Origin of the sequence: Planctomicrobium limosum, from assembly GCF_051465645.1 — a bacterium.
In the GTDB taxonomy this organism is placed as follows: domain Bacteria; phylum Planctomycetota; class Planctomycetia; order Planctomycetales; family Planctomycetaceae; genus Planctomicrobium.
Window position 1 is genome coordinate 4,604,517 of sequence record NZ_CP195790.1, and the last position, 21,806, is coordinate 4,626,322.

Consider the following 21,806-nt stretch of genomic DNA (forward strand, 5'->3'; position numbering starts at 1 on the left):
AATCGCTGCTGAAGAAATGGAACAGGCCCCGAGAATCGTTCGATTCCGTCGGGGCCTGTTGTGTTCAGGAACGCACATCAGCAAAAAGGCGGTCGTTATTCAGGTGAATGCGACTGCTGTTGAATGATTCTCTTGATGGCGGATTAGCTTATTTAAATTTTTCGTGGCAGACTTTGCAGTTTGCGTTTGCGAGGTCGAACCACTTGCGGCTTTCGACTTTGTCTTTCTCTCGGATCGCTTTTCCGAGTTTGACGGCAGTGTCATGGAACTCGTCTGACCAGGTGTTCCAGAGCTTCTCGTCGTCTTCGTCACCCGCCCCGTAGTTATCAGCTTTCATCGCCGCACCGAGAAGTCCCCAGGCGACAGCAGGGGAGGCTTCTTCTGGGGTTCCGCGTGGTCGCCGGAAGATCTTCAGATATTCACTATTGCGAGTGTTGATCTCTTCCATGAGTGCATACATCCCGATCAGCTCATTCCAGGGATGCAGACGCTCGTGCTCACCTTCAACTTTGCCGGCGATCACTTCTTTGACTTTTTCCAATGCGGCGAGCGCAGCGTCTCGATCTTCATCACTGGAATACGTTAAAGCAGCGTCGCGCAGGGCAGGTCCGTTGATCGTGGCCTTTTCCCATTCTTTGTGTTCAGCGAGACCTTGTCCAACGCAGGCGATTAACCCGAAGGCTTGAGCCACGTGCTTTTCTTTATCTTTCTCGAACGCAGCGTCAGTGCTGAGCAGTTTGTCGAGACGCTTCGTCTGGATCGTCGCTTCCTGAGTCAGTTCTGCCAGTGAAGCAAACGACTCGATTGGGTAAGGAGTCTCAGCGTGGATGATCGGTGCGAGACTGCCAGTCAGGGTCGCGGCTGTGAGGCAGGCAATGAGCCACTTTGATCCCAAGATGTGAGTCATGGTGGGTGAGGTCTCTCTATAGGGGCTGAATTGCGGGCGAATCCAGATGAATATTGTAATGGTCTTAGGAGAAATGCCAGTTAGGAACGATGTGAATGTCTCGTCTTGAACTCATATTGAAGAAGCATGGACCGAGGATGGCTGGATGAAGCGACGACAGTGTTGCGTCGATCGTTTATGGGTGAATTTGCCAGCCACTGCACCAGATCGCAATCATTGAGCAAATGATTCCCCCTTGCAGGATCAGCGAATAAGTGGGAATTCCTCTGAATGACTCTCGTCGCCATCCGTGAAGGCAAGTTGCGGTCAGGCCAGTAATTGCATTCACAAACAGCCCGAAACCCCAGAGCGCCAGCAGCATTGGTAGGAGCAGATTGCCTTCGAGCGGGATCACTTTTGTCGCGACCAGTGCGACGGCAACTCCAAAGAGAATGGCTCCCGGTGCGGCCAGAAGCAGGCAGGAAACGAGAACAAGTTCTGCAATCGTACCCGGAGGCTTTGGGCGACCAGCCAAAGGACCGGTTTTATTGGCGCGTGCCTCACGACTTGTCAAATCTGCCTCACCGTCACGGGCCGCGAAAGCCAATGAAACCTGTCGATTGAAAATGTCGTTCCACACGGGTTCATGTGAATCGACAACCGGTCTACAGATCAGGTTGGTCGCTTGACACCGGGGAACGCAGCTATGATGATCACCTGAGAATCGAATGGGAAGCGATATCACACGATTCAACCGTATTTAGCTTCACAGCTTCAGTCGCGTTGAATCTTCCGAATCGCGAAGAACATGGTGAATGCAGTGTGAGCAGGATTCGAGGCCAGTCAAGGGGCAGTTTCACTCGATCCGGCTTCGCGTTCTTCAGTTTTTCCATCATTCCAACTGGCCTGACGCTTTCGATTCAGCCTGCTTATTCTGGTTCCACGACAATGGAATGACAATAAGCCGACTGATCAGAAGATGTCTCACAACGAGTTGAGCACGAGCAGGAATTCAGCATGTCCGCAGGTCAACGCCGTCTGGATATCGAAGAGATTGGTGACGTGACAGTCGCCAAGTTTGTCGATAAGAAAATCCTCGATGAAAACAACATCCAGGTGATTGGAAACCAGTTATTTGGGCTGGTTGAGGAAGACGGACGCAAGAAGATCATTCTCGACTTTTCAAACGTCGAGTATCTGTCCAGTGCAGCTCTCGGCAAGCTGATCACCATGGACAAGAAGGTGAAAACATCGGGCGGAAAGCTGCGATTGTGCACCATTCGCCCTGATATCTACGAAGTTTTCGCGATCACACGACTGAACAAGTTGTTTGATATTCGCGACGATCAACAGGCTGCCCTTGCCGGATTCTAGGGGGGATTTCTTCTTGGTCAGGCAGGACGTCTGCGTCAGGCGTGTCGGTCGATCAGGTTCTTCTCCTGTCCTGTGAAATGAGCCATCCGCAAATGGCAGAACGGTCTCAATTCGAAATTGCGATTCCCAGCAATACCTCGGAAGGCTACGAGGTGCAGGAGCGCATTCTGAGTTTGCTGGAAGGCAATGGCTTCTCCAGTCGTGATATCTTTGGTGTCAAGCTTTCGCTCGAAGAAGCCCTCGTCAACGCCATTAAGCATGGCAACGGAATGGACCCTGACAAGCTCGTCAAGGTTCATTGCTGTGTTAATGAGAACGAGTGCCTGATCATTATTGAAGATGAAGGGGAAGGGTTCGATCCGAGTGACGTTCCCGACCCGACTGATGACGATAATCTTGAAAAGCCCAGCGGTCGCGGCCTGATGCTGATGCGGGCCTTCATGACCCGCGTTGAATACAACGACCGTGGAAACCGTGTCGAGCTGTTCAAAGAGCGGTCAGCCGCAGAAGAGTAATCTTAATTGCGGCTTGGCCGGCGAGCCTATCCCGAGGGACTGACCGAATTCTTCTCCCGGTCAGTCCTCTGTTCAGCACTCGTGATTTACTCCGGGCGTTCCGTGGCGTTGCTATTCGATTCTGGGGTTTCTTCCACTGGGGGCTTTTCCGCTGCGTTGTTTTCCGTTGGGGGCCGTTGTTGCTCACCGGGAAAGGTCAGCGTAATTCCATCCGGAATCTGGAATGGAAAGCGTTCGTTCTCGATCTTCGGCGCGGATGTCTCTACTTCAAAGGAGGCCGTTGTCAGCGTAGTCAACGGGTTGAGCTCATCTCCTGAGAACGTCGCAGAGACTTTGTTGGTAACCACCTGAATCGGCTGGTGCTGGCCAATCTTCAAGACCGGATCTTTCCAGTAGGCCATGATCGGGGTGTGGTTAATCGCGGCGACGGAAAGCTCTTTGTAAACCTCTGCAGGAAGTGCCAGTTTACGGTTCTCTTCGATCGCGTTTCGAATCGCTTCTGCGTCGATATTGGCTGGCAGTTTATAATTGGTACTGACCCCGTGCGGGACGTCGAGAAAGACGTAACTGGCTGTGCGGCAGTGGAAGATTGATAACGAGATTTCCCCTTCAGGACTCTTGCGATGGGGGCGTCCATGTAACGCTTCAAATGCCAGTTCCGTCAGCTGCTTGGCGTGAGTCGGATTCATTTCGACCAGAGTTTGAATGGCACAGTCGAAGTACGGCCGGGCAAACGGCAATGCTTCCATTCCGCTGCGTCGAGCGGAGCGACAGAAACCGATCAGCAGATCAAGATCGCGAAATCGGTTAACTCTGGCAGGTTTGATGTCAGAGGCGTCAATCAGGGCGATTGGCTCTTTTAAATCCTGCAGAATGACTTTCATACAGAACAATGCGGCTTCGAGATCATCGCGACTCAAGGATCGGTTTAGCATTTCATCGGTCAGCGATTCTGCCAGTTCTTCACGGAGAGTCGTGAGCTGTCGCTGACTCTCATGCAGCGGAAGCCCTGCCGGGTGAGAAGGGGCAGTTTCACGATCGATGGCCAGTAGGAGTTCTGTCAGGCGAGCACAAAGTCGAATACTCCGGTCACTGATTCCAAGATCTCCTTTGACGATCTGCGTCGTGACTGCAGGGGGGGCGGCTGCGGATTTGTTTTCGATTGGAGGATCTTCAACCGGAGCAGTGGAATCAGGCGGCTTCACAACGTTGATCTGATCCGATTCCTGAGCGGCCTTCAGTTGTTCGAATGCCATTTCTGTATCACGAATTGAATTGCCGGGGAGTGCCAGCGTCAAGGCATACTTGTATCGCAGTCGCTGTTCAAACTTTCGGCGATGCTCTGACGGCAGGTAGCCACACGCTCGCAATGCACGTCGATAGTCGTCAGCAGCCTCTGCAATATCAGATGGCTGTCCAAACAGAGTGCAATCACCCAACCGCTCTTGGGTATTGATCAGGCGTTCTGTCAGGCGAATCCGTGTTTGACGGTAATTGACCTCGCGGCCTTCGGACCGACTCATCCGTTGAAACTCTTCTCCGATTCGTGCGTGGAGCCGACGGTATTGAATGATCGCAAGTTCCGTGTTCCCCATGAATCGTGTCGCCATGGCATTCCCGTGTTCGTTGTGGAACACCAGGATGAGGGCATCGATATCAGAGTTGGGCTCAAGGTGACCACTGCGGGAGTTCGAATCTGCCGAAATGAGTGGCGTGAGGATCTCCGTGGATCTGGTGAAGTCCTGACGCGCTTCTGCAAACTTACAGACGTACATGCGTAACCATGCACGCCGATGATAATACGCAGCACTTAACTGGAAGGCTTCATTGGGATCGACTTCCCTGATCGCAGAGAGTGCTTCTTTCAATCGAAGATTCGCTGCTCCTTCTCGTCCAAGTCGAAGCATCGCCTCGGCATCACGACAGAGAACATAGACGAGGAAAGGTTGCGGCGTGATCGCCCCGTAACTAATACGGGCCTCGGCATAGTATTGACTCGCTTGATCGAACTCGTTGGCGACATCGGCCTCGAACCACGCAAAATCCGCGAAACACATTGCGAGAAGTGCTTTGTTTTGAACGGGCGCTTCTCGATATGACGCAATCGCATTCTGATAGCTTTTGCGGATCTTTTCCGTGTTCTCTCTTAATGCGTGATGCAGGACAGCCAGCAGGTGCAGGTCGACAGCAGCAAGTGCGATCGGTTTCTGCTCGTCGATTTTGGATTCTGACGTCAGAGCTTCAAGTTCTCTGGCGATGTCCCGAATCGTCTTTTCCCAGTTATCGCTGGAGCTGTTTGTAATTCTCCGCATGTGATCAAGACGCAGTTTCGTCAGATCGCTTAACTGAGTGTCGCCGTCAAACTGGTTTCTGAACTTATCGGCCGCATCTTTTAACTGTCGCGGGCTGATTAATTCGAGGTTGATACTTCGAGAGTCTGGTGAGAAGGAAATAATCTCTTCTCGCAAGGCCGGAATGAACCAGGGACATTCATCGAACCACCAGTTTCCAAACGCACCGGGGACCATGGCAATCATGTTCTTGCGGACATGTTCACTCAGGCGTTCTGGTTCTGGTGGCGGACCATCGAGGAAGAAGTGAAACTCTCCCTGACCGCCATCGAGCCAGGAACAAAGTGGTGATTGTCCTCGGCCCAGGGATGCGTCCAGATAGACTTGCATCCCGCTGAAGACCTGCGTTGTTGTGAACGCAGCCCCATCCCCTTTCATCGCAGGCAGGTACTTGAGAGCGTTCAGCAATGCCCAGGTGAATGGAGAATGCCGGCTCGATTCAGCTTCGGTGGACTGAATGGCATCGCCAGCAGGCTGCAGTTCGCGACTCGCTGTCATCGCCTGAAAACCGGGGGAGCGGAATACTGTTTCATCGATCCGAAGTGAGTCGAACTGACCTGCTCGTCTTCCAGAGTGAGAGAAGATGGTTCCTGAATAGCAGCTGTCCAGAATCAGAAGTTTATGACGTGCTCTGGAGAATTTGGACAACGCGTTGACGACTTCATCATCAAGGTGAACAACATGTGAGAGACGTGGTTGGTTATCGCGAAACTCGACGTCTGCCGGGAGAAGTTCGCCTGATGCCGGATTCCCATTTGTGCCCTGACGGCTGTATCCATGTCCGCTGAAATAAAAGAGGACACAGTCATCCGCGGTAACGCCATCAATCAGCTTCTCGTTGATTTGCGTGTTGATCGCAGCTTTCGTCGCATCTTTCCCTAAAAGCAACGAGACATTCTCAGGTTGAAATCCATAGTGATTGGTGAGTATCTCGTAGATCTTCTGGGCGTCATTCTCGGCGTTCTTCAGAGGGGGAGCCTGAATCTTCTCATCAGCCTTCGGGGTGTAATTGATGCCGATAATCACGGCGCGTCGGGAGTGATATGTTTCCTGTTGTGACTCCGGTGAAAGTGTGAGACCTCGGTTCGTGCTCACTGGAGCGTTGGATGTCGTTGCAGCAGGATCGACGTTCGCCGAACCTGTTGGTCCCACTGTCGCCGCCGCCGGTTTCGATTCTTGCTGAGATTTCTTGGGAGCGTCGGAATCTTGTGCGAACCCCGATCGGCCTGTGATGGCAATTACAAGGGTCAGCGAAAGAATGAGAATGGAAGTGACACGGTACGTCATTGTTGTCACCAGAAGTGCAGTTCGTTGCGCGTTCATGAAATCAGTGCCAATTTCAACTCAATAATCGTGGTTCATGCAGGACAGAGTCATCCAGTCAGCCAGCCTGTTACTGTTTTGATCCTGCCGGATGCGTGATCCAGTTCTTCAATAAAACGGAAGGTTGATCAGGTGCGTCCAATGTCAGGCTTCGTGTCGCCTTTCCGGTGCGCGCCCCATCAATAAGTTTTCCAAACGGGGAATTCGGGTTTGCATTCAGACTGCGATTTGTCTGCGAATCGTTTAAGCCTGACTGCTCCAGAAAACCAAAACGTGGTTCTTGCTGCGTAATCGAGATCGGACTGGCGAAGACGACGAATCCTTCTGCCCCGGAGGTGTGCGGGTCGACTGTTGCCCGCAGCTTGCGGAAATCGCTGGAAGCCTTGATTGATCCCGTGGTCCATTGGGAGATGCTCAGATCACTTCCGAGAAACATCAGCGTGACCCACCAGTCGCGCGTGCCGGAATTGGAGAGTTGGACTTCAACTTTTTCACCGGAAAACAGCTCAGAGGGGTTCTCGATTTCTTCGCCGCTTCGCTTTACTGTCAGCTGAAGCTTGAGATCGGAATCAATCGCATCGGCATGGGCAACGTCAGAGATCCGCCAGACGTTTTGCCAGGTGAAGATTTTCTGTAACTGCTCGGAAAGTTGATGAAGCAAGCTGTTCTGGGATTCCAGACTCATCTTCTGCGGGAAAGGATGAACGGCGATCAGACGATTTTTACCGGGAGTTGAGTTGCTCCCTGATGCTGCCTGAGTTGGTTCCATTCGTTGCCCACGCGGAGACAGAATCAGGACTGGTGATGTTGTGGAGAGTCCGTATTCAGTGGCTGCAGTTGTTGGAGGGAGAAGTTGTAGAACCCAATCGGCGGTCTCTGCATTCGATTCAAGATGAATCAGTCGATGAGTCTCAGCCGGGAGCTTTTCGAGAAGTGCTGTGAGCTGTTGCTCCAGTTCCGGATTGACGCCTTGAGTCTTGTAAATCGCCAGCTTGACACGCATCTCGCCAATGTCTTGTGAATGGATGCGACAGCGTGATTCGCTTGTGATTTGCAGAGGAGCAGGGGCAGGCTCTCCGTCTTTCAGACAGGCTTCCGCGACAGCAGCCGATGGAGTTGATGAGACGATTTTCAAATATCCCTGTGTGTTCCGGGAATCGGGTGTTGAACCAGACCCCTCTCGGACTTCGACAATTGAACCAACCGTCATTCCGTGAAGTGAACCGGCAGGGATTCGGTATTCATCGTCGATGAGAGAGACTGGATACTCCGTGACATGCTTCCAGTCCTGTTGCCCAAGGACCTGTCGAGACAAGTCTCCTTCGAAAACGGGAGTAGGACCTCGAGTGCCACGTTCTGCACAATAGATATTGAGAATGGACTGGCTGAGGTCCTGATAGCTGAATGGATTCTTTTGACGCTCAATCGCTTTGACCAGCGAGTAAGTAAACAGCCCATAATAGTGAGACGGATTTCTTGGTGCGTGCGCAGGTCTGGGGAGTTCTGGGGCTTCTTCGAATGGTTGGGCGGCGGAGAAGGCTGCGAGCGACCCACGGCTTGGTAACGACTTCTGAGAATCGCTGGAATTCTGGACTCCGCTGATCAAGGTCTCGTTCTGCTGAGCGCTCGCTGCCAGATGCGGCTTTGCCATCGGGATCGAAAGTGTTTCCGGGCGGACCATTCGCGAACGCTCGATTGGTTCTTCTTTATTGATGTCGACGGACCGTGTCATGGTCCCGGAGTGGCAGGTATCGAAAGTCACCCAGACATGGGCACCGTTGTTTCGTAGTGCATTGAACCAGGCTTCGAACTCGTCATCGATGATGGCGTTCGGGAGTTTCGAGCCGTCCCAGCGTTGTGTGTCTGCCGGCAGATACACTTCATTCAGTCCGTCGTTCTCAGCCGGATCTGTCGAAACTCCATTGACTTCGGGGACAGGGACTTGAGTTCCGTGACCAGAAACCAGAATGACAACGTGAGAGCCTTCTCTTGCCGTGTCGATCAGCTTGCTAAATGCGTTAACGATATTGCTTCGTGTCGGACGTTGTTCAGTTACTTCAGGCCATCCAACTAACGTGGTGATGTCGTTGTCCTGGAATCCGAACTTCTCTTTTAACATGTTGCGAAACAACGGGAGATCATTATTGGGACCGTAAAGAGGTCTGATTGCATCGCACTCAGGGTACGTTGTGCTGCCAATTAAAAGAGCGATACGGTGCTGCGGTGGATTTGTTGTGCCTGCATTCTGCGCGTAAGCATCACAAGCGACAGCTCCAAAGAAGGCGGTCCAGCAGAGGATAAGGGAAAGCCGTCGTTGCATCCTGATGTCCAGTTTGTTCATTGGTGTCGTAAAGGAAACCAACATGCGGAAGCAGCGGCCTGACAACAGCAAAGCATTGCTGTGAGCGATCGCAGACGACTGATTGGACCAGGAATTCTCTGTCCCGTTGTGTGCGTCGAATGCCTCCAGCGAATAAACGGAGGATCGTCTTGAGATGGACATGAAAGAAGGGGCAGCGAGTTCAAGAAACGTTCGCTCCTGAGAACGGTTTCCTGTGACACAAATTATCGAGAATTCATTTCTCAATACGATTCGGTGACTTATTGAAGTGAAATTATTATGGCGAGAGTTCTGTTCTTTGTTAAAACAAAAAGTTCACGTTGTCGTCATTTCTTGAGACTATTGCTGCTGTCGTGTTCAGTATTTGGGAATCAGACGCGGGTTTCCTGTTGTGTAGTGGTTGTGTGGTGTTGTGTATCGTAAGGGAAATGATGAAGCTGTAACCTTCTTGCCTGTATTGCCGTCCTGATGACTCTTGAAATGCGTTTATAAGAGGGTGGGGAAACTGCTCGAATGATTCTTATAAGAACTCTGTTTCCCTGATTGTGGAACGCTCCGGTCTGTGTGGTGGGAATGACCATGAAGATTCCTGAAAAGACGCTTGCCCATATTTCTTCGGAGCAAGGCGGTTCGACGTCCGATCAGGCGCACTCTGAAGGAAAAGGCGCCTTTGAAACGGTTGTTTCTAATCCAGATGGGACGAATCTGGTCGGTGCGTTAGTTCGGGAGATGCAGGCTCGGTGGGCGGAAGGAGATCGCAGCCTGTGCGAAGAGTATCTCAATAAGCTTCCAGAAACGCCGAAGGATTCAAATTCGGCCGTTGATCTCATTTACAATGAATATCTATTACGAAAACAATATGGGCTGAACGCTTCATTCGAAATGTTTGCGAGCCGTTTTCCGGAGTACAGCGACGCGATTCAAAGACAGTTGCAACTGGAAGACATGGTCCTCCAGACACAGGCGCCTCTGGATGCATTGAATTCCCCTTGGTCGTCGAATCATCAACTGATTGGTGATCAGAAATTTCCAGTAACGGTTGGACGCTATCTTCTGCTGTCTCCTCTGGGAACTGGCGGACAAGCCCATGTCTACCTGGGGATGCATCCTGTACTTCACCGGCAGGTTGTTGTGAAGATCAGCAAGGTGCGTCTGAATCAGCATTTTTCTGTTGCTGACAGCCTGCTTCATGAAGGTCGGATACTTGCCTCGCTGGATCATCCGAATCTGGTTCGTGTGCATGACGTTGATGTTGTCGACAGCTTCCCGATCATTGTGATGGACTATGTGCGAGGGGAGTCACTGGAGGACTACACCCGATTCAAGAAGCTGACTGATCGCGAAATGAGGTCCTTGATCAGGTCCATTGCGAATGCTGTTGACTACATCCACCATCAAGGGCTGCTGCATCTCGATATCAAACCGAAGAACATCATCATCGATGAGCATGGAATGCCGCGATTGATCGACTTCGGGATTGCTCAACTGGACAATGCATGGGTGTCGAGTGGACCACACCAGGAGATTTCCGGAACGCTTCAATATATGGCTCCAGAGCAGGTTCCTAATGGAGAAATCAAGCTCGGGCGACACACTGACATCTATGCTCTCGGGGGAGTTCTGTACTTTCTTTTGACAGGACTCGCGCCGATCAGGGCAGAGACGTTTCACAAGCTTGTGGAGAAGGTCAGGGTTGGCGGTTGGGATCGTGACGTCCTGGAAAAGCAGAAATCAAATCTGCAGTTGGCCCGACTTTGTACGCGTGCGATGGCGCTTGAACCACAGGATCGCTTTGCATCAGCCGGTGAGTTTGCAACGGCATTGAAGTTTTCCGGGAGGTCACGCAGGGCAGTTGCAGTTGGGTGTTTGCTGCTCTGCGGACTGGTGACATACACGGGCTGGAAATACGCCGGTTCGAATCGAGTGGAACAGTTTCCTGCGGCGTCGCTCGCAGCGATTCCTGAAACGGCCACTTCATCTGAACCTGAGTTAGTCGTCTCTGTCTGGAATAAAGATCATTTCGAACCGATTCAAGACCGCGTCCCGCTTGTGAGTGGGGATGGGGTGAACTTTCGTATGCTGCTGCCGCCCGGCATGGAAGGCGCATTACTTCATTTCGATGTTGATCATGGAGGGCTGACCTTAGGGAAGTGGAACGCAGCGGATCAGGTGCGAACACTCTCTGTCCCTGATCGCGGCAGCGTACTTCCATTAGAGGGAGCCAGATCCGTTCAAGTCTTGCTGTTCTGTGTCGCCGAGTCGGTTGGGCCGGTTGTGGAAGAAATCGAAGCGGTCAACGCGATCCCAAGGGGTGTCGAACTCCCTGAGTACTCGATCCTTCTCATGGATGGGGCAGGGATTCGGCTGGAGGATCAGGGGAGGGGCTTTGGTCTGCCAATCTCCATCTCGCGAACATCAGGGGAGCAGTCCGTGAAAGAGCTGATGCGGCAGTTTCAACTTATTGCCGAACGCCATCATGGAAAGGTCACCGGAATGGCATTCCTAAAGAAATAGTTCCTATGTTGCCGTTCATCTGCAAGCTGGCGATGTAACGTTCCCAGCGACAAGTGTTTCGCCGGATTATCGAGAATTCTGCGCAGTGTCTCAGTCGCCGTGAGCCTGAATCGACGGTTTATCGACGACCTTTGTGGGAATCTCAAAATTGAGACTCGCCTGCCGGTTGGGGCGATTATGCAGTCTCCCTGCTCTCTATGTGGTCAAGTCAAAGTCTGTTGATGTTATGTAAGCGCTTTGTTGGTTTTTACGTTTATTTCGTTCTTTGGAGTCTTCAGGTTGTGTCTGATCGGGCGTTTGTTTCGCCTGGGAGGAAAGGTTCGAGAAGTTGGGGTGTTTCTTACATTCAAAGTCGGCGAATATAGTTCGTGTACGAAATAGTCGTAAAAACCACTTGCAGAGTTGTACGACACGCGTGAAAATGGGGATGCTGTCAGCGTTGGCCCGCACTGACAGCAACTTGAGCAGCCACCGGTCAGGCCCGTCCGGTGGCTGCCTCTCTTTTCTGGATTCGATTCGTCGCGTGTGATTATCGACTTGTGCGACAGATTCGACAGCGGTAGATCATTCAGCTCCGATCTGATCGCTCTTGCTAAGAAACTGAAACGCTCTGCCTCTCTCTGCAGATCATTTTTCTGAACGCTTTCTTCGGTCAATCGTCGCCAGCTCACCCTGATTCCGTAATGTTCGACCTGGATTGGAAGTGGTCACGAGATGTTGGCAACTCCAGTTCCGGGACTCACATTGACCAATTTGTGGTTCAACGATTAAAAGTCCGCTTCCGGAAGGAACCGGAGCGAATTTTTTGGCAGCATTGTTGGAAATAAGTCGATTTCTGGCTTACTCGCACCAATGGATTGGAACGAGCTATGAAGCGTTGGCCGCTGACTATTATTCTTGCTGGTTCTCTCGCAGGGTGCGGAGGCGCATCTTCAACTCCACCAGCAGCTGTGAATTCAACTGCGGCAGAGGGGGCAAGTGCCCAGACAGTCTCTACTGAACAGGGAAGCGCTGCAGCCAAGGCGATCCCCGCTGCTCCAGCGATGCCGGTTCGGACTTATGAAGAACTGCTGAGCGACGCGGAAACGCAACTTCAGGCGAAGAATCCCAAACAATCGGTACAGTTGCTGACAGAGGCGATCAAGCAGGATCCAAAGCGATCCGAAGCCTATGTCAAACGCGCTGCGATTCTCTCTGAAGCCAAGTTGCTGAACGAAGCAATCGCGGATATCAGCAAAGCGCTGGCGATCGATCCGCAGAATGCCCGACTGCTGAATACTCGTGGATATTTCTTGCTGGTCACACAACAGCATGATCGCGCGATTCAGGATTTCAGCGACGCCATCGGTCTCGATCTGAATTATCCGCAGCCGTACAACAATCGTGGACTTTGCCGCATTGCTCAGGGTGAGTTTGAGGAAGCGGTTAAAGACTTCGACAATGCGTTGCGCGCTCGAAATGACTATGTCGACGCATACAATAATCGTGGCTTTGCATTGATGCAGTTGAATCAGGAAGAGACGGCACTCGAATCGTTTTCTAAAGCGATTGAGCTGAATCCAAAGCACATTAACGCGGTGACAAATCGCGGGCGATGTTACTTGAAACTGCAGCGAGGAGCCGAAGCCGCTCAGGATTTCACCGTCGCAATTGAAATGCAGCCGGATTTTGCCGCTTACTACGCTTCACGAGCAGAAGCCTGGCGTTTGCAGGGAAATGCCGCAAAAGCGAGTGAGGATACTCAGTTTGTCGAGTGGCTCGCGTCCATGGAAGAAGTGAACAAGAAGGTGGCCAGAAATGTTCGGGATGCAGAGTCCTGGGCTGAACGCGGTCGCCTGTTGCTGAAGCAGAACCGAACTGAAGACGCCGAGCGTTCATTGAAGAATGCGATTGCTTTGCAGCCGAAAAATGCCGTGGCTCTGACAGGTCTGGCATTGATGAATCTGCAGCAGAAAAAATTCGAAGAAGCGGTTGCCGCCTGCACGACTGCGCTGGAGTCTGAGCGTCGATTCGAGACTTATTCCCTGCGAGGTGATGCTTATCTTGCGATGGGGAAATTTGACGAAGCGATCGCTGACTACGAAATTGCCAGACGTTTTGATCGTCAGGTTGTTGAGACCTATCGCCAGCGTGCCGAACTCCGTAAGAAAAACGGCGACGAAAAGAACGCACAGGCTGACCTGGATTTCGCAGCCGGACTGGAAAAGCAGCTTACCGATACTGAGATCGTGAAGCAGAATAAAGCCGCTCCACGTGCGATGGTGATCGAACAGGTCAAGCACGAAGAAGTTGTGAAGGAAAAAGCGGCAGCTGCTGCAATGCCAGCGTCAATTGAGAAGTAGTTCGTACAGTCAGCTATCTGTTACACTGTTCTTTCACCCTGATTTCGTGCTGAAATTGGCATGATGTATTTGATCGAGTCGCTTGGGGCCGCTTGTTAGCAGGGGCTCATGTCGTCGGTCACTATGTCAGCCAATTTCGTTGTTCTCGTGATGATGTTTTGTTGTGCACGAGTTGAGATCAGTTCAGAAATCGACTGTTTGGATTGTTCTCAATGAAGATGGAATCGCAAGTGCCGGATCAGAGCCCTTCGACAGTTGAAGAGGCGCCAAAGCGGCCATTCGCACATTTCGGGTGCGGGCTGGCCATGGGGATCTGTAATGTGATTCCCGGCGGCGATAGTGGAACAATTGCCCTGATTGTCGGAATCTATCAGCGTATTGTGACGGCGATCAGCAATGTCGACGCCACCTTGCTGGCGATGATCCTCAAAGGACAATGGCTCGCGGCGAGCAAACGCCTGGATCTGAAGTTCATGATCCCGTTGGTGCTCGGCGTCGGATGCGGAATCGCATCGATGGGTAAGCTGATGCACTATCTGGTCGAGCATCAGTTCGAGATCATGATGCCGATCTTCTTCGGACTGATTGCGGCGTCCTGCTGGATGGTCGCCAAACTCGTCGAGCGTTGGACTGCAACGGAAATTCTGTCGATCATTGCTGGAACTGCATTGGCACTTTGGATGGTGTTTCAACCGGCCCTGACTCATCCACCGGAGTCACTCTGGTATATTGTTTTGTGCGGTCTGATTGGGATCTGCGCATTAATTCTTCCGGGAATCAGCGGAGCATTTATTCTGCTGTTTATGGGGAAGTACCACGATCTGACCGGGGTGATTGATCGCGCCACGAAGCTCAATATTACAGGCGACGACTTTGCCGTTTTAGTGGCATTTGGCGTTGGATGCTTTCTTGGTCTTGTCGGGTGCAGCAAGTTCCTGAAGTGGCTGATGGAACATCATGGATCTGCAACGATGGCCGCACTCTGCGGGTTCAAGATTGGATCGCTCTATAAAATTTGGCCGTTTCAGCGAGACATGACTCCCGAAATCGCGGAGTTCAAGCACAAGGATTTCCAACCGATTCCCTTCAACGAAATGCAGTTTGACGGGACATTCTGGATGGGAATCGCCTTGGTCGTCATCGCCGGCGGCGGAACCCTGTTGCTGGATTACCTGGCACTCTCTAATGAAAAAGAAGTGCTTCACGACGACCCATTGGTCGGGGAAAGCACTTCCTGAGAAGATTTGTCGATTGTTGTTGGCTCGCCGTGTTGACTGTTCTTCAAGAGAGGCCAGTCACAACGTGCGAGCCAAATTTCATTTATGGACGCCGATCAGCGATACCGATCTGCGGTGCAGTTTCAGGCGGCTCGTGAATGACTGATCGGGGAGTCCTCCAACTGACGGACGTCTTTAAGAGACTTTCGCCCCTGGGCGAGATCATCAGCCAATGCTTGTGCCGAGTCCATTCGTCGCTGCAGTTCGGCGACGTAAGGCGCTAACTGCTCTTTGGTCAGGTTCGGTGGAACCGCCAGCGGGACTTCGCCAACCACGTAGGCAGTTGTGAATGGCTTCGGGACGATCAGGTCGGTCCAGCGTCCTTTGGGGAGCCATGCACGTTTTGCTGAGCATCCGACAGGAATAATGCGTTGGCCGGTCTGGCTGGCCAGGAAGACAACACCTGGCTTCACAACACGTCGCGGGCCGCGCGGGCCGTCGGTGGTGATGGTGATGTGATGTTTTGAGACCGCAGACATCAGTTGTTTTGCGGCAGTTGTTCCACCATGGTTATTGGACCCGCGAATCGGCGTGATGCCGATCGCTTCCATGACCTCAGCGACATACTCTCCGTCGGCGTGGCGACTGGTGAGTGCGGCCATCTTGACGGTGCGTCCGCAAAACAGGGAATTCAAAATGCCATCATGCCAGTTGCAATAGATGTACGATTCCCCATACGGGATTCCGTACGGCGTAATGTGAGGGGCAAGCTCAACCACTTCGAGGCGGCAAGTGGAATACAGGATGCGGCAGCCAGCGGACAATCCGCGTGCCAGCATCCGGATCAGGAATTTGTTTCGAATTTTCACGACAGTTAGTCCCACAGTCCATTGAGGGTGACAACTGGAAGATTACTGCATTTTTTCAGTCCGACCTACCCCAAATTCGGTCTGAAACTGAAACGAGCCGCACCATCTGAGTCGGTGCGGCTCGCGAAACTTCAATCAACCTGAAGTCATCAGGCGACTGTGCCTTCAGAAACAGGGCATTAAGAAATAGTGCCGCCGTAAACTGCACCTGGGCCGAGCAGTTCTTCGATGCGAAGCAACTGGTTGTACTTGCAGATACGGTCTGTTCGGCTGGCGGAACCAGTCTTGATCTGGCCGGTGCCGAGAGCCACGGCGAGGTCGGCGATCGTGGTGTCTTCGGTTTCGCCTGAGCGGTGGCTCATCACGGCGGTGTAGCCGTTCTTGTAGGCGAGGTCGACAGCCTGCATGGTTTCGGTCAGTGAGCCGATCTGGTTCACCTTCACGAGGATACTGTTGGCGATGCCCTTTTCGATCCCCTGTGCGAGGCGGCTGCTGTTGGTGACGAACAGGTCGTCGCCCACGAGCTGGCACTTGTCGCCGATTTTGTCGGTGAGCAGCTTCCAGCCGTCCCAGTCGTCTTCTGAGAAGCCGTCTTCGATGGAACAGATTGGGTATTTTGCGACCCAGTCAGCGAGCATGTCAGCCATGCCTGCAGCGTCGTAGGTTTTGCCTTCGACGGTGTAGATCTTCTTGGCTGTGTCATAGTACTCGGTTGCAGCACAGTCGAGAGCCAGCTTGATCTGCTCGCCTGGTGTGTAACCAGCTTTTTCGATGGCGGTGAGAATAACCTGAATCGCTTCTTCGCTGTTTTTCAGGTCTGGAGCAAAGCCCCCTTCGTCCCCGACGGCGGTGCTCATGCCTTTGTCGTGGAGCACTTTCTTCAGGCTATGGAAGACTTCTGTTCCGGCGCGAAGAGCGTCAGAGAAAGTCGAGAAGCCGAGTGGCATGACCATGAATTCTTGCAGGTCGATACCGTTGTTTGCGTGGGCTCCACCGTTGATGATGTTCATCATTGGTGCTGGCAGGCGAGTTGCTGCAGCTCCACCGAGGTAACGGTACAGCGGCAATCCGCAGCTGGCGGAAGCAGCGCGGGCGACTGCCATTGAGCAGGCGAGAATCGCGTTGGCACCAAGGCGGCTCTTGTTTGGAGTGCCGTCTGCTTCGATCATCAGGCGATCGATTGCGCCTTGATCAAACGCGTCCATGCCGCAGAGCAGGGAGTCGAGTTCGTCGTTGATGTTGGCGACAGCTTTGATAACCCCTTTGCCCAGGAAGCGGGACTTATCGCCGTCTCGCAATTCGCAGGCTTCGTGAGCGCCGGTGCTTGCTCCGCTTGGAACAGCGGCACGGCCTACGGCGCCATCTTCCAGTTCGACATCCACTTCAACTGTTGGGTTGCCTCGGCTGTCCAGAATCTGCCGACCGTGAACTGTCAGAATTGCCACACTCATTAGGTATCGTCCTTCAATCATTTACTTCTGATGCTTCGCCGGACCGACACTCGGCGCAGACGCTCTCCGTCTTTTCATGGCGAATAGACCCGTTTTAGCACACAGAAACATCCCCAGCCACAGAGACACCCCCGGTTCGTGGTTGAACCGGCAATATCTACGCTTATTGATGACTTTGATCTTCAGGAAAGCTGATCTGTTTCCTGCTTGAAATAATGAAGTCCTGGTGAATCAAATTCGCAGTGTGATAGCAGTGTGTTCGCATGGGTTTAGTTGGGGATTTTTCGTGGGATTTGACAGTGTTGAAGTCGAGGTTTCCGGGGAGGCGTTCGTGGATCGAACCCATTCAACGCGGTCAATGCAGAACGGACCGCGTCTGGAATTGGGGATCTAATTTTGTAGATCCACGATCTGCTGGAACTTGCTGCGAGGACGGAATTTCTGCTGATCTAATGTTTCCATGTTCTCTATGTTGTGTGTTTTGTTTGTTTTGTGTGATGCGTTTTTACGGCACGAGATTGAGATCGTGCGTAACCGCTCTTTGTGGTTTGATTGTTTTTCGTGGAACAACTGCCGATGAACGATGCTGAGGCGATATGTCCGAATGGGGGGATTGAATTTCAATCCTGAATACGGATTAAGGCAGGATCAGGCAGGTCCGGGAACTACAATGGGCAAAGTGTCACATTTCGCAAAAGTGCTTGTCTGGACTTGCTTTGCAGGATGTCCGGGCTTGCTGCACGCCCAAATGTTCTTTGAGGCCGAAGCGGTTTTTCTGAACCGAGATCACAACGGGGGGAGCCCCTTTGTGGAGGGAGCAGATCCGCTTTCGACTGCGACCGGTTCGTTCAGCACCGAACCTGGCTACCGCCTGGGAATCGGCTCTGTTCTGGAAAACTGGCAGGTCGATGCATCGTTCACACAAATCAATCCCTGGACCACGAGTCAATCAGGCGTGATGAGTGGGGACGTTTCGTTTGATCCAACGTCGTCTGTGCCGGCCCCGAACTTACTGAGCTATAACGGATTCTTGTCCGGTGCGGCTCAGAGCATGTTGAATGGGGATGAATCGATCAACGAACGGTTCACCACTCCAGAATTTGCGACGTACGCGCGATCCAATTATCGTGATGCTGAAATCAACGTCGGCAGCAGTCATTGTGGCCGGCGTTGGCGACTCTCTGGTGGTTTCCGTCATATTCAGCTCGACGAAAAGAACGGTGTCCGCCTCGACGGAATCTTTTCATCTGATCCCTCGCTGACACCTGGCTCTCATATCAATGGGCTGTCTGATGCCGAACTGACGATGGCCGGAGCGAATTGGATCGGTGGTGCAGGCGACGGCATCGTGAGTGGTGCCGACCTGATGTACAGTCTGGAATCGAATGTCGAGAACCAGTTGAACGGCTTTCAGACAACATTCGCTTTTCGCTTCATCGAGAAGGAGTGGATCACTCTTGAAGGGACCCTGAAGGCAGGGGTCTATCAGAACAAGATGCACGGCCAGTTGATTGAGACCGCTGCCACATCCGGGATCGACAACTCCGTCTATCAGCAGGCGTTTGCGGCCAGTGATACTGGTGTCGCCTTCGCCGGAAATCTTGGTTTGAAAACGATTATTGGTCTGACAGACTACATCGATTTCGTACTGGGCGGTGAAGTTCTTTTCCTCTCCGGGGTGGCTCTGGGAGCCGATCAAGCTGGCGGTGTCAGCGTGACGTCAACAGGGGCAAGAACTTATACAGTCGACAACCACGGTTCGCTGGTCGGCTACGGCGGATCGATCGGGTTTCGTGTCTACTGGTAACCTCGGTCGGTTCAACTTCATGTTGAATCCCTCGGTACGCAGCACTTCGAATTGCCGGCATCGACCGCCGATGGGGAACCTGGTTACTTCGTGTGATTGTCTCGCAGTGTGACATAGCGAATCGGGTCGCCAATACTCACTTTGAGTGCGATTGCCGCTTCGGTATCGAGTTCGATTCCGGTGTCCATCGCGTGCAACGTCCCACAGCAGGCTCGGAAACCATCTGCCAGCGAAGAGATCAGGTAGTCTGTTTCATTTGAGACCTGATTGTGGATGGCGGTCACGATTCCGCGTCGACTCTCGCTGACGCTTCGAATCTGACTCGTCGGGCAATGCAGCATCGGCCCCGCCTCGAAGATGTCGACAAATTTCTTGTAGACGAAGCCTTCTGTTTCCAGGAGCCGTCTCGCTGGTCTGGTCAGTTCGTGAACCTCGCCAATGACTGCCTGAGCTTCCTTCGGCAGCAGCGGAATATAGATCGGGTAACGAGGCATCAGGTCCCCGATGAATTCCTTGTTCACAATGCTTAAATAGTCTGCCTTCGGAAACTCCAGATCGAAGAAGAATTTCCCGAGTGCGTCCCAGAAGGGGCTGCGTCCCTGATCGTCAATGACCCCTCGCATTTCGGCGAGCACATTGGCATCGACCAGCTTGGGGTATTCGGCCATGAACAGAAATCGAGAGAGAGACAGCGCTCGACCGTTGCCACCATGTCGAGCGTCCGGGTGCAGAAACAGACTGCCAATTTCGCTGGGGCCATTGTGCGTCATTTCCAGATGGAGAACGGGAATCTCCTTCTTGACGTTCAGCATGCGTGAGTCGTGAACGCTAGTCTCGATACGATAGGCATAGAACGGTTCGAAGCCACCCACTTTGGAGATGATTCCACATGTGCCGCGCACTTTGCGGCTAGCCAGGTCTTCAATGACAAAGAGGAAGGCGTCACCGGATGGAGAGTCACGGTCGAGGTTGCGAAAGGACCGCAGCGATTCGTTAATTCGCTTTTCCAGCAGGTTTCGATCTTTGGGAAGTGTCGTCAGGCCGAACGAGGTTAACTCGGAAAGTTCCAGCAGGTGATTCAAGTCGGCGAGTTGGACTGGTCGGATGACGAACATGGCATGGCTCCTGTTTCCTCTTGCTGTCGGTTTCGGCGCTCAGGTCGTTCCCAATGTGATGTCAACTCTTATGTTAATTGAAGCACACTTTCGATGATGCAACAGACCTCATCGACCTGATGTTCATTGATTGTTCCAAATGGCGGAAGCATTCTAATACGTGTCGGCTTTGCACCTGCCAAGAACGCGATGACTCCTGCTTCATACAGGTCGAGCAGGAATCGTTTACTCTTCTCTTCGCTTCCGTCGTGAACCGAGAAAGCCAGCATTCCCCCGAGTCCCCAAGGGCCGTGAAACCGGTCAGGGAACTTGTGGTGCAAAATGTGAAAGTGTTCTGCAAAGCGATTGTGGAGTCGGGCAACTTTCCCGTCACATCCCAGATAATTTCCGGTTTGCAACAGTTTGAGGATCGTCAGCCCGGCCTGAATTGAAGCTGTTGCTCCTGTAAATGTCTGGCTGATGAGACCCGGCTTGGGGGTGAGCTCATCGCGGAACAGAGTCGCGCAAACCTGCGTCAGCTTTCCCACGGTGACGACGTCGGCATATTGATCGAGTTCGAAATGCTGGAAGGCGAATGTGCGAGTCGTGCGGCCGAACGTTTGAATCTCATCAAACCAGATGGGAATGTTGTGACTTCTCAATGTCTGGCAAATCGCTTCCAGAAACTCTTCCGGAGCCGTGTAGTAGCCTCCTTCTCCCTGAATGAGTTCCAGAATCATTCCCGCGTGAAGATTGGGGTAGCGTTCAAGATGTTCCTTCAATCGGGCAATCGAATGCTTTGTACTTGAGTACGCTTCGTTGCGATCGAAATACGGGACGTAGTCAACGTTCATCACCGTAGGAAGTCCGACGCGATTCTTCGCCCGATCGGTGAGTTGCGATGTCGCCAGTGTCCGCCCGGAGAAACAGTTTGTGAACGCGAGCATTCGGTTCGCAGGTGCGCGCGCCTGAAACAGAATCTTCAACGCATTCTCATTTGCAGTCGCCCCACTCGTGCTGAGAAAGCAGTGTTGAATGGGAGCGTTCGTTTCTGATGCGAGCTTGATCAGTTCTCTGCAGAACAACACGGACTGATCGGATTGCTGAAGGTTTCCCTGCATCACCGTATCTTGCAGCGCGGCAAAGAATCCGGCGTCGAGCAGATGAGGATTGTTGTGCCCGAATGAATGGACACCAATCCCGGAGATCATGTCGTACTTCACACTGCCATCAGCCAGTTCAACCAGCGCCCCATGACCGAAACCACTTCCCAGATAGGGAAAGAAGAGTGTGCCGCCGCGCAAGGATTCGAACTCTTTTACGAGTGCTGCATATGTTGCTCGCCGAGACCCGGTCGGAGGGCGTGGACCGGTGATCTGGGCCTGATGATCAGCGAGTGCCGCGTGGAGTAGAGCCTGTGCCTGATGAATGCGGGGATCACTCAAAAACTGTTCGGCAACCAGCTGATCTTGAGACATGGTTTCCCCTCTTCCTGACTGGAATCAGATTCAACAGAACCAGCGCCAGCAACTGAGATGGAATGTTGTTGCCTGCCGCATGTTCGCAGTGAAGGCGAGACAACATTCTCTGGCGAGTCTGACGTCGAACCGCGGAAGAGTAACCGGACTTCCAGCCATTCCCATCTGGTACGACGACCGACTCCTGCCGGGGCTGAGTTCCTCTGCAGTCTATTTTACCTTGGTCCGGAGGGCGAAATAGAGC

15 protein-coding genes are annotated in these 21,806 nt (G+C 52.6%); 7 read left to right on the plus strand and 8 right to left on the minus strand.

Annotated elements, in window-relative coordinates; all coding sequences use genetic code 11:
- Positions 1-148: 148 nt before the first annotated feature.
- Entirely contained in the window at positions 149-907 is a 759-nt protein-coding gene (locus tag SH527x_RS17500; RefSeq protein ID WP_437191971.1) for a hypothetical protein, read from the minus strand.
- 175 nt (positions 908-1,082) lie between these two features.
- Positions 1,083-1,460: a hypothetical protein gene (locus SH527x_RS17505; protein WP_437191972.1), complete on the minus strand. Its 378-nt coding sequence runs from the start codon at positions 1,458-1,460 to the stop codon at positions 1,083-1,085.
- Positions 1,461-1,903: 443 nt separating this feature from the next.
- On the opposite strand from SH527x_RS17505, the gene SH527x_RS17510 reads away from it, so the two are divergent.
- Both SH527x_RS17510 and SH527x_RS17515 read left to right on the plus strand, forming a co-directional pair.
- On the plus strand, positions 1,904-2,260 hold the full coding sequence (locus SH527x_RS17510) for an STAS domain-containing protein (RefSeq protein ID WP_437191973.1): 357 nt from the start codon (positions 1,904-1,906) through the stop codon (positions 2,258-2,260).
- 92 nt (positions 2,261-2,352) lie between these two features.
- Complete coding sequence (locus SH527x_RS17515) at positions 2,353-2,775, plus strand: ATP-binding protein (protein ID WP_437191974.1); 423 nt, start codon at positions 2,353-2,355, stop codon at positions 2,773-2,775.
- An 86-nt stretch (positions 2,776-2,861) separates the two neighbouring features.
- On the opposite strand, the gene SH527x_RS17520 is transcribed toward SH527x_RS17515, so the two are convergent.
- Positions 2,862-6,449 carry a caspase family protein gene (locus SH527x_RS17520; protein ID WP_437191975.1) on the minus strand — a complete coding sequence of 1,196 codons (3,588 nt, stop codon included), beginning with the start codon at positions 6,447-6,449 and terminating at the stop codon, positions 2,862-2,864.
- A gap of 70 nt (positions 6,450-6,519) precedes the next feature.
- Entirely contained in the window at positions 6,520-8,769 is a 2,250-nt protein-coding gene (locus SH527x_RS17525) for a caspase family protein (protein WP_437191976.1), read from the minus strand.
- 600 nt (positions 8,770-9,369) lie between these two features.
- Between SH527x_RS17525 and SH527x_RS17530 the strand changes: the two genes are divergently transcribed.
- From SH527x_RS17530 to SH527x_RS17540, 3 genes are all read left to right on the plus strand, one after another.
- Entirely contained in the window at positions 9,370-11,304 is a 1,935-nt protein-coding gene (locus SH527x_RS17530) for a serine/threonine protein kinase (protein ID WP_437191977.1), read from the plus strand.
- Positions 11,305-12,173: 869 nt separating this feature from the next.
- Positions 12,174-13,646, plus strand: coding sequence for a tetratricopeptide repeat protein (locus SH527x_RS17535; protein ID WP_437191978.1), 1,473 nt, complete (start codon positions 12,174-12,176; stop codon positions 13,644-13,646).
- Between the two features lie 212 nt (positions 13,647-13,858).
- Complete coding sequence (locus tag SH527x_RS17540) at positions 13,859-14,884, plus strand: DUF368 domain-containing protein (RefSeq protein WP_437191979.1); 1,026 nt, start codon at positions 13,859-13,861, stop codon at positions 14,882-14,884.
- 122 nt (positions 14,885-15,006) lie between these two features.
- Here the strand turns inward: SH527x_RS17540 and SH527x_RS17545 are convergent, their stop codons facing one another.
- Both SH527x_RS17545 and eno read right to left on the minus strand, forming a co-directional pair.
- Positions 15,007-15,732 (minus strand): lysophospholipid acyltransferase family protein, encoded by a 726-nt coding sequence (locus SH527x_RS17545; RefSeq protein ID WP_437191980.1) that lies wholly within the window; start codon positions 15,730-15,732, stop codon positions 15,007-15,009.
- 179 nt (positions 15,733-15,911) lie between these two features.
- Positions 15,912-17,183, minus strand: a complete 1,272-nt coding sequence (gene eno, locus SH527x_RS17550; protein WP_437191981.1) for a phosphopyruvate hydratase — start codon at positions 17,181-17,183, stop codon at positions 15,912-15,914.
- Positions 17,184-17,916: 733 nt separating this feature from the next.
- Between eno and SH527x_RS17555 the strand changes: the two genes are divergently transcribed.
- A complete protein-coding gene (locus tag SH527x_RS17555; protein WP_437191982.1) occupies positions 17,917-18,990 on the plus strand; it encodes a hypothetical protein in 1,074 nt (357 codons plus the stop codon).
- An 83-nt stretch (positions 18,991-19,073) separates the two neighbouring features.
- Here SH527x_RS17555 and SH527x_RS17560 read toward each other — a convergent pair whose 3' ends face one another.
- Both SH527x_RS17560 and SH527x_RS17565 read right to left on the minus strand, forming a co-directional pair.
- A complete protein-coding gene (locus SH527x_RS17560; protein ID WP_437191983.1) occupies positions 19,074-20,105 on the minus strand; it encodes an arginine N-succinyltransferase in 1,032 nt (343 codons plus the stop codon).
- Between the two features lie 68 nt (positions 20,106-20,173).
- Positions 20,174-21,562 carry an aminotransferase class III-fold pyridoxal phosphate-dependent enzyme gene (locus SH527x_RS17565; RefSeq protein WP_437191984.1) on the minus strand — a complete coding sequence of 463 codons (1,389 nt, stop codon included), beginning with the start codon at positions 21,560-21,562 and terminating at the stop codon, positions 20,174-20,176.
- Here SH527x_RS17565 and SH527x_RS17570 point away from each other — a divergent pair.
- On the plus strand, positions 21,561-21,803 hold the full coding sequence (locus SH527x_RS17570; RefSeq protein WP_437191985.1) for a hypothetical protein: 243 nt from the start codon (positions 21,561-21,563) through the stop codon (positions 21,801-21,803). The genes SH527x_RS17565 and SH527x_RS17570 overlap by 2 nt on opposite strands.
- Positions 21,804-21,806: the final 3 nt, after the last annotated feature.

Coding starts and splice junctions, on each gene's coding strand:
- SH527x_RS17515 (WP_437191974.1), top strand. CDS start 2,353: ATGGCAGAACGGTCTCAATTCGAAATTGCGATTCCCAGCAATACCTCG.
- SH527x_RS17560 (WP_437191983.1), bottom strand. CDS start 20,105: ATGTTCGTCATCCGACCAGTCCAACTCGCCGACTTGAATCACCTGCTG.
- SH527x_RS17500 (WP_437191971.1), bottom strand. CDS start 907: ATGACTCACATCTTGGGATCAAAGTGGCTCATTGCCTGCCTCACAGCC.
- SH527x_RS17535 (WP_437191978.1), top strand. CDS start 12,174: ATGAAGCGTTGGCCGCTGACTATTATTCTTGCTGGTTCTCTCGCAGGG.
- eno (WP_437191981.1), bottom strand. CDS start 17,183: ATGAGTGTGGCAATTCTGACAGTTCACGGTCGGCAGATTCTGGACAGC.
- SH527x_RS17525 (WP_437191976.1), bottom strand. CDS start 8,769: ATGCAACGACGGCTTTCCCTTATCCTCTGCTGGACCGCCTTCTTTGGA.
- SH527x_RS17570 (WP_437191985.1), top strand. CDS start 21,561: ATGGTTTCCCCTCTTCCTGACTGGAATCAGATTCAACAGAACCAGCGC.
- SH527x_RS17510 (WP_437191973.1), top strand. CDS start 1,904: ATGTCCGCAGGTCAACGCCGTCTGGATATCGAAGAGATTGGTGACGTG.
- SH527x_RS17565 (WP_437191984.1), bottom strand. CDS start 21,562: ATGTCTCAAGATCAGCTGGTTGCCGAACAGTTTTTGAGTGATCCCCGC.
- SH527x_RS17520 (WP_437191975.1), bottom strand. CDS start 6,449: ATGAACGCGCAACGAACTGCACTTCTGGTGACAACAATGACGTACCGT.
- SH527x_RS17530 (WP_437191977.1), top strand. CDS start 9,370: ATGAAGATTCCTGAAAAGACGCTTGCCCATATTTCTTCGGAGCAAGGC.
- SH527x_RS17540 (WP_437191979.1), top strand. CDS start 13,859: ATGAAGATGGAATCGCAAGTGCCGGATCAGAGCCCTTCGACAGTTGAA.